General features: G+C 46.3%; 6 protein-coding genes and 1 pseudogene. 3 read left to right on the plus strand and 4 right to left on the minus strand.

The genetic code is table 11. The features are described from left to right. From QVP40_RS10965 to QVP40_RS10975, 3 genes are all read left to right on the plus strand, one after another. Positions 1–704 (plus strand): DnaD domain protein (locus QVP40_RS10965; RefSeq protein WP_288200509.1); only part of this gene is annotated, 704 nt, incomplete at its 5' end. Between the two features lie 22 nt (positions 705–726). Next, positions 727–1,716, plus strand: a complete 990-nt coding sequence (locus QVP40_RS10970) for an ATP-binding protein (protein WP_022068454.1) — start codon at positions 727–729, stop codon at positions 1,714–1,716. Positions 1,717–1,719: 3 nt separating this feature from the next. Continuing rightward, positions 1,720–2,901: a ribose-phosphate pyrophosphokinase gene (locus QVP40_RS10975; protein ID WP_022068455.1), complete on the plus strand. Its 1,182-nt coding sequence runs from the start codon at positions 1,720–1,722 to the stop codon at positions 2,899–2,901. A gap of 124 nt (positions 2,902–3,025) precedes the next feature. Here QVP40_RS10975 and QVP40_RS10980 read toward each other — a convergent pair whose 3' ends face one another. From QVP40_RS10980 to QVP40_RS10995, 4 genes and pseudogenes are all read right to left on the minus strand, one after another. Next, a complete protein-coding gene (locus QVP40_RS10980) occupies positions 3,026–4,570 on the minus strand; it encodes an ATP-binding protein (protein WP_022068456.1) in 1,545 nt (514 codons plus the stop codon). 15 nt (positions 4,571–4,585) lie between these two features. Then, positions 4,586–5,647: a metallophosphoesterase family protein gene (locus tag QVP40_RS10985; RefSeq protein ID WP_022068457.1), complete on the minus strand. Its 1,062-nt coding sequence runs from the start codon at positions 5,645–5,647 to the stop codon at positions 4,586–4,588. Positions 5,648–5,657: 10 nt separating this feature from the next. Further along, positions 5,658–7,049 (minus strand): asparagine--tRNA ligase, encoded by a 1,392-nt coding sequence (gene asnS, locus QVP40_RS10990; RefSeq protein WP_022068458.1) that lies wholly within the window; start codon positions 7,047–7,049, stop codon positions 5,658–5,660. A 178-nt stretch (positions 7,050–7,227) separates the two neighbouring features. After that, positions 7,228–7,941, minus strand: a pseudogene (locus tag QVP40_RS10995) (UDP-glucose--hexose-1-phosphate uridylyltransferase); the annotation flags it as partial.

The following is a 7,941-nucleotide window of genomic DNA, read 5'->3' on the forward strand; positions in this document are numbered from 1 at the left end:
CCGCCACTATAAAGCAGTCAGTACCGGCCAAAGCCGCACCGCTTACGCCGGACCGTGTAAAAGAACTGAAACAGAACGAAGATATTATCCAGCTTCTTTATATTGCAGAACAGTATCTGGGCAAAACCCTGTCCCCTACAGAAATACAGAAAATCCTTTTCTTCTATGACGGTCTGGGCTTTTCCGCAGATCTGATCGAATACCTGATTGAATACTGCGTCAGCCGCAGCCACAAAAGCATCCGTTATATGGAAACCGTTGCCCTTGCCTGGGCCCAGGAGGGAATCTCCACTGTGGCGGAGGCCAAAAAAGCCAACGCCCGGTACAGCAAGGATTATTATTCCATTCTGAAAGCTCTGGGAATCACCAACCGGAGCCCTGTGGAAACAGAGATCACACTGATGGACACCTGGCTGAAAACTTATGGTTTTTCCATTGCCATCATTCAGGAAGCCTGTACCAGAACCGTTCTCCAGACAGGTCAGGCTAGCTTCCAGTATACGGACAAGATCCTGGAAGGCTGGAAAAAGAAACAGGTAAAAACTCTGGAGGATATCCAGGCTCTGGATGCAGAGCACAAGAAACGGAAACAGGACAAAAAGCAGTCCAAGCCTGCCGCCCCTGCTTCCGGCAACCGCTTTAATAATTTTCAGCAGCGGGAATATAATTTTGACGAATATGAAAAGCGTCTGCTGAATCAGTAATTTTCAGGCAAGGAGGGATGACGTGTCTTTACAGAACTTTCAGTATGATATTATTATGAGAGAATACAACCGGAGACAGACCCAGGTTATGCACGATCTGGAAAAGCGACGCTCCTGCGCCTTTACAAAAGCTCCCCGGCTGGCAGAGATTGACCGTGAGGTTGCTTCTCTCAGCGCCCAGAAGGCACGTTCTCTTCTCTGCGGACAGAGCAGCACTGTAGAAGACCTGAAAAAATCTGTAGCCCGTCTGGCACAGGAACGTCGTTCTCTTCTCAGGGAAAACGGCTTTCCTGAAGATTATCTGGAGCCCCATTACCTCTGTCCCCGCTGCCAGGATACCGGCTACACAGACACAGGCAAATGCTCCTGCTTCAAAAAAGCAGAGATCGAACTTCTTTATACTCAGTCCAATCTTGCAGAGATTCTGGAAAAAGAAAATTTTGAGCACTTTTCTTTTGACTGGTATTCTGATACAATAAAAAACGAGGCAACCGGACTGACAGCAAGAGACACAGCAAAGCATGCCTATGATACTGCTGTGAATTTTGTACGCAATTTTGATTCCGGCTGCCAGAATCTTTTTCTGTACGGCAGCACCGGAGTAGGCAAAACCTTCCTCTCCCACTGCATTGCCTGTGAACTGCTGAAAACCGCCCACTGCGTGCTTTATTTTTCAGCTTTTGATCTTTTTGACAAGCTGGCTCAGAATACTTTTGCCAGAAAGTCGGAAACTGATCCGGGAGAAGATTTTATTTACGACTGTGATCTTCTGATCATTGACGACCTTGGTACAGAGCTTACCAACAGCTTTGTATCTTCTCAGCTTTTTTTGTGCATCAATGAGCGGCTTGCCCGCAGAAAATCCACGATCATCTCTACCAATCTGAAACTGGAGGATTTTTCTGCCACCTATTCCGAGAGAACCTTTTCCCGGATCGCAAGCAATTTTCAGATGCTGAAACTCATTGGAAAAGATATCCGCATACAGAAAATATTTTTAGGAGGAAAATAAAGAATGGCACAGTTAAGCACCAAAGATCTCACAACACTCCCTGTAGGAAGACTGGGGCTGATCCCTCTGGAAAGCTGTCAGTCCCTTGGCGCCAAAGTCAATGACTGGCTTGTAAAATGGAGACAGGAAAGAAATCATCAGGAGCTTAATTCCTTTGCTTTTGAGGGTTATCAGAGAGACTCCTATATTCTTGGTGTCCAGACTCCCCGTTTTGGTTCCGGAGAAGGAAAATCCGTGATCACAGAGTCTGTCCGCGGCGATGACATTTATCTGATGGTAGACGTATGCAACTACAGCATGACCTACCGCATCAGCGGCTTTACCAACCTGATGTCCCCTGACGATCACTTCCAGGATCTGAAACGTGTGATCGGAGCAATCGGCGGAAAGGCCAGAAGAGTTAATGTTATCATGCCTTACCTTTATGAGAGCCGCCAGAACAAACGTGTAGGACGTGAATCACTGGACTGCGCCACAGCTCTTCAGGAGCTGACCGGAATGGGTGTGGAAAACATCATCACCTTTGACGCCCATGACGCCCGTGTTCAGAACGCAACTCCTCTTCACGGCTTTGAAACTGTTCAGCCATCCTATCAGTTTATCAAAGCTCTTCTCAGAAACGAAGAGGGTCTTCATATTGACAATGAGCATTTTGCTATCATCAGCCCTGACGAAGGAAGCATGAACCGCGCCATTTATCTTGCCAATATCCTTGGCGTTGATATGGGTATGTACTATAAGCGTCTCGATTATTCCAGACGTGTAAACGGACGTCATCCCATCGCTGCCTATGAATTCCTTGGACCGAAGCTGGAAGGCAAGGATATGATCCTGATCGACGATATGATCTCCTCCGGAGACACTGTTCTCAAGATCGCTTCTCTTCTTAAAAAGAGAGGCGCAGGACGAATCTATATCTGCTCTACTTTCGGTCTGTTTACAGATGGTCTGGATAAATTTGACGAAGGCTTCAAAAACGGCGTATTCGACAAGCTTCTTACTACCAACCTGGTATACCAGACACCGGAGCTTCTTGAAAAACCATATTATATTACCTGCGATATGAGTAAATATATTGCTCTTATCATCGACACTCTGAACCATGATATGTCTGTCAGCCACCTTCTGAATCCGGTAGACCGTATCAAACGCTGCGTAAGCAACTATATGGATCAGTATAAATAATTTTCAGAAGGCTCACATCAGGCGCCTGAAAGCAATAAACTGACACCGCAGAAAAGCCCCCTGCGCAGTCCTGTGACTGCCAGAGGGCTTTTCCTTATTCTTTCCTTATTCTTTCCTTATTCGTTTACAGCACTATCTTATTATAAGAGATTCCATTCTTTTCCAGAATTTCCATTTCTCTCTGTCTGCAGCTGCAGATGATCACCTGGCGCTTCTCTTTTGCCAGCCATTTCAGCACAGAGGTAAGGCGTTCCTCATCATACATGCCAAATACCTCATCCAGGAACACAGGAAGCTGCTCTCTGCCGCACAGAAGCTCTCCTGCTGCCATTCTCAGGGAAAAGTAGATCTGTTCCACAGTTCCTCTGCTGAGGCTTTCCAGAGGCACGGTACGCTCTCCGGTATTTACTGTCATATGGAGATCTGCATCCATAAGAATTTCCGTATACCTGCCTCCTGTGATCTCAGAAAGGATTCCGGAGATCCGTCTTCTGAGCTTTCCTCCCACCTGTCGGTGAATATCCCTTGAAATCTGATCGATCACTGTCATAGCCAGATTCAGAGATTCTATTTCCATTTCTTCTGCAAGAGGAAAATAAACGTACTCTTCAGCCTCTCTGTATTCTGCCGCAGCATTTTCCAGGGCCGTTTCCTTTTCCTTCCGGGCTTCTCTGATATTTTCCCGGCTCCAGGACAGTTTCTCCTGTCTTGCAAGAAGGCGGTTTTTCTGCCATTCTTTTTTTTCTGTTTCCTCAGATACACGCATTCTCACAAGATAGGCGCCGACTCCTGCCGCAATGCCGATCACACCAATGACCATGGCAGTAATCAGGCTTTTTGTGATTCCGGCTACTGCCAGAGCTCCGCCGATTCCGAATATAAGAGCTGTCGTTATCACAAACTCCAGAACTTTCCGCTTCCTGTAAAGCGCTGCGATCCCCGTTTCCAGATCGCCGATTCCGCTTCCGTCGCCGCCTATATAAAAGCTTTTTTCCTGTCCGGAAACTCTGGCTTCTTTTTCCTGCAGTTCTTCAAGCTCTTGTCTGATATACTCCATTCCGGAGGAAATTTTTTCCTTTTCCCTCTGGTTTTCTCTTTTTTTCTGTTCTGCCTGTACCTGATAGCCTTTTCTGGCCATTTTCAGCATCTGCATGGTCCGTCCCAGATCTACGGAGCTGTCTCCGGCTCCCTGATAGCTTGCCATATAGTTCTGGACTTCTCTTACCAGCTCCGGGCCTGTGGTACTTTTCAGCTGAGCCACTGAAACTGTATTTTCATAAACCGTCTCACTGATGCCGCCAAGCACAGCGTCCAGATCTCCCTGAGCCACATCCAGGATTTCCCCGTCATCCTCACAGAGAAATTCTGTTGTAGGGTTCTCCTTATAAAAGTTTCTCGTAAGCCGGAAATTCTTTCCACCGTTTTCAAACCACAAAGTTCCACCATAATCAGCAGAATTTTCCCATGGCAGATACAGATTGTAAGCATCCTTACGGGCAGCGCGTCCTCTCTGTCTCTGGATTCCGTAAAGCATGCTTCTCACAAAGGTATGCGTAGTCGTTTTGCCGCTTTCGTTGTCACCGTACAGTACGTTGATTCCATCTGAAAACTCCATGGTCCTGTCCTGAAGCTTCCCAAAATTTCTGACTGTAATTCGTTTTATGATCATAATTCTTTCCCGCCGTTAATTCAGTATGCTGGTTTCCAGCAATGCCTGGAGCCCGTGATACAAGGCCTTTTCCTCCACCACAGTCAGCTCTCTTCCCATAAAATATCCAATATAGTCTCCGATCAGGGTTCCTGTATACTTTCTGTACAGCTCTTCCAGATCATAAGCAGGTCTGGATTCATCCAGAACCTCCACAATATTTCCCAGCTTTTTCAGACGCTCTGTAAGAAGAATAAATTCAGGAGCGCGTCTTCCCCTGAGAATCAGTCTGTAAATATTTTTTCCGCCCCGTTTCAGGATCTCTCCCTTCAGCATCTCCTCCAGAGAATACTGAGTGGAGGTCTCATCCAGGGTAAGAAGAAGATTCTGATAGCTTCTGGATGCAAAAGGAACAAATTTCAGACGCATTCTGCCATTGTCATAGCTTCCCTCAATATAACCGTGATCTCCTGTATCGTTGCGGTCAATGGGTTCCAGAGCTCCGGGATACAGGGCTTTTCCCCTTACCATTGCCTGAGGCTTATGAACGTGCCCAAGAGCCAGATAGGTAAAGCCTGAGGAAAGAATTTTTTTTGCATCCATGGGAATATGCTTCTCATCGCCGCCGTGAGCAAGAAGCACATGAAAGCCCTGTTCCTGCTCCGGCTGCCAGCTGTCATACAGAGGTTCTTTTATCTCCTGATGCTCGTAGCTCATTCCATAGACAAACGTCTGCAGCTCTTCCACATATGCGCAGCTCATTTTCTCACTATCGAAAAATGTCACATTAGGTTCCCATGCAAATCCCCTGTAAAAAGAATTTCTCTTCATATAGTCATGATTGCCTGCCATCAGGAACACTCTGGTTTCCGGTATGGTGGAAAAAAGATAATTAACCTCTTTCAGCTCCTTCAGAAGGGGCTGCCGGTGAAAAAGATCTCCTGCTATAAATAACAAATCCACCGGATCCCTGCGTACAGACGCAATGACCCGGCGGAAAGTTTCCCAGATCTCTTCCTCCCGCTCATGGCTCCACGGGCAGCCCCTGTCGGGAACCGCCCCCAGATGAACATCTGCAAGATGAATAAATCTTATCATTTATGACTCCTTATAAATCGCAGTTGTTTACTGTTCTCGGGAAAGGAATTACGTCGCGGATATTGCCCATTCCTGTCAGATACATAACGCAGCGCTCAAATCCCAGTCCAAAACCGGAATGACGGGTAGATCCGTATTTACGCAGATCCATGTAGAACTGATAGTCCTCTGCTTTCAGACCAAGCTCATCCATGCGGGCTTTCAGCTTATCGTAATCGTCCTCTCTCTGGCTTCCGCCAATGATCTCTCCGATTCCCGGAACAAGGCAGTCCATAGCAGCAACGGTTTTTCCATCCTCATTCTGTTTCATGTAGAAAGCCTTGATTTCCTTCGGATAATCTGTTACAAATACAGGTTTCTTAAAGATCTGCTCTGTCAGATAACGCTCATGCTCTGTCTGAAGGTCGCAGCCCCAGAATACCTTGTAGTCAAATTTGTCATTGTTCTTTTCCAGAAGCTCGATCGCCTCTGTATAGGTTACATGTCCGAACTCAGAATCGATCACATGGTTCAGGCGGTCCAGAAGTCCTTTATCTACAAAGGAATTAAAGAAATTCATCTCCTGAGGAGCGTTCTCCAGCACATAGCGGATCACATATTTCAGCATATCCTCAGCAAGATCCATGTTGTCATTCAGGTCTGCAAACGCACACTCCGGCTCGATCATCCAGAACTCAGCCGCATGACGGGTGGTGTTGGAGTTTTCTGCACGGAAAGTAGGTCCAAAAGTATAAATGTTGCGGAATGCCTGAGCATAGGTTTCACCGTTCAGCTGTCCGCTTACTGTAAGGTTTGTCTCTTTTCCAAAGAAATCCTGAGTGTAATCAATCTTTCCGTTCTCATCTACAGGCGGATTCTGAGGATCCAGAGTGGTAACACGGAACATTTCTCCTGCTCCCTCACAGTCGCTTCCTGTGATCAGAGGTGTATGGACATATACAAAGCCTCTCTCCTGGAAAAACTTGTGGATCGCATAAGCGCAGAGAGAACGGACACGGAACACTGCCTGGAAGGTATTTGTCCTTGGTCTTAAATGTGTCATTGTTCTCAGGTATTCCATGGTGTGGCGTTTCTTCTGAAGAGGATAATCAGGCGCAGACGCTCCCTCCACCTGTACTTCTGATGCCTGGATCTCAAAAGGCTGTTTAGCCTGTGGTGTTGCAACCAGAGTTCCCTTTACAATAATGGCAGCTCCTACATTGAGCTTGCTGATCTCCGCAAAATTATCCATGGTATCATGATAGACTACCTGAAGTGTATCAAAACAGGAACCGTCATGAAGTACAATAAATCCAAATGCCTTGGAGCCACGGACGCTGCGCACCCAGCCGCCTACGGTCACTTCCTGATCCAGAAAGGTTTCCCGGTCTGTGTAAATTTCTTTTACAGTTGTAAGTTTCATAATCTATTTCCTCTCTCTGTTTAATGATAACTCATGATATAAAAAGCGAAGCAGATGTACAAACATCCGTTTCGCTTTCTAGTATATCCCATTCACTGTGTTCCTGCAAGGTGTAAATGCAGGAGTTTTGCGGAAATCCGCCCGGTTCCCGGAAACGGAACTCCTGCCTCAGAAAATATCAGAGTTTTTCTACAAAACGCATAAAGGCGGCTCTGCCTTCCTCTGTGCATTTATAAACACCGGCATCCTCCAGTACATGAACAAACACATTTCCAACTTCCTTCTGAAGGATCTCATGGATATTGTCTCTGTTCAGATCCTTATATTTTGGAAGGAACTGCTGTACCCATGCGGCATGTTTTTCAATCTTTTCATTGGAGGAAATGTCTTTTCCTTCCAGAATGTACTCTTCCAGAAGCTCCAGCTCTTCTTTCAGACGCGCCGGCAGTACTGCAAGGCCCATAACCTCAATGAGACCGATGTTTTCTTTTTTGATGTGGTGGTACTCTGCATGAGGATGATATACGCCCAGCGGATTTTCCTCTGTCGTAATATTATTTCTCAGCGTCAGGTCAAGCTCAAACAGATCATCTCTTTTACGGGCAATGGGCGTAATGGTATTGTGGGGTTCCCCGTCTGTTTCCGCAAACACAAAGGCTTCCTCATCTGTATATCCTCTCCATACCTCCAGAATATGAGAAGCAAGATCGATCAGACGTTTTTCATCCTTATGACGGATTCGAAGAACAGACAGCGGCCATTTTACAATTCCTGCCTCTACATCTTCATATCCCGGAATAACTACATTTTTCTCAATGGGGGCTTTTGCCATGGCAAAGATATAATGGCCTCCCTGGAAATGATCATGGCTTAAAATAGATCCGCCTACGAT

Source organism: Blautia sp. CAG:257 (assembly GCF_000433815.1).
Lineage (GTDB): Bacteria > Bacillota > Clostridia > Lachnospirales > Lachnospiraceae > Blautia_A > Blautia_A caecimuris.